This window comes from Flavobacterium sp. FlaQc-52 (assembly GCF_044007495.1).
Taxonomy (GTDB): domain Bacteria; phylum Bacteroidota; class Bacteroidia; order Flavobacteriales; family Flavobacteriaceae; genus Flavobacterium; species Flavobacterium cupriresistens.
This window is the reverse complement of the sequence record NZ_JBIPCV010000037.1, coordinates 1-831: the sequence shown is the minus strand read 5'-3', so window position 1 is coordinate 831 and position 831 is coordinate 1. Positions and strand designations below refer to the sequence as shown.

The following is an 831-nucleotide window of genomic DNA, read 5'->3' as shown; positions in this document are numbered from 1 at the left end:
TGTAATAGATAGTGGTATCCTGAGTAGGGCGGGGCACGTGAAACCCTGTCTGAATTTGGCGGGACCATCCGCTAAGGCTAAATACTCCTGAGAGACCGATAGTGAACCAGTACCGTGAGGGAAAGGTGAAAAGAACCGTGAATAACGGAGTGAAATAGATCCTGAAACCATACGCTTACAAGCGGTCGGAGCCCTTTCGTGGGGTGACGGCGTGCCTTTTGCATAATGAGCCTACGAGTTAACGTTGCTGGCAAGGATAAGTGGTTAAGTCACGGATCCGTAGCGAAAGCGAGTCTGAATAGGGCGCTTTAGTCAGTAGTGTTAGACGCGAAACCGTGTGATCTACCCATGGGCAGGATGAAGCGCTGGTAACACAGTGTGGAGGTCCGAACCGGTTGACGTTGAAAAGTCTTCGGATGACCTGTGGGTAGGGGTGAAAGGCCAATCAAACTCGGAAATAGCTCGTACTCCCCGAAATGCATTTAGGTGCAGCGTTATTTTAGTTATATAGAGGTAGAGCTACTGATTGGATGCGGGGGCTTCACCGCCTACCAATTCCTGACAAACTCCGAATGCTATATAATGATTGATAACAGTGAGGGCTTGGGTGCTAAGGTCCAAGTCCGAGAGGGAAAGAACCCAGACCATCAGCTAAGGTCCCCAAATATATGCTAAGTTGAAAGAACGAGGTTTGTCTGCCCAGACAGCTAGGATGTTGGCTTGGAAGCAGCCATTCATTTAAAGAGTGCGTAACAGCTCACTAGTCGAGCGGACGAGCATGGATAATAATCGGGCATAAGCATATTACCGAAGCTATGGATTTACAGTTTT

1 rRNA gene is annotated in these 831 nt (G+C 48.5%); it reads left to right on the top strand.

What is annotated here, in order from left to right:
• Positions 1-831 (top strand): 23S ribosomal RNA (locus ACHRV5_RS22365); the annotation flags it as partial.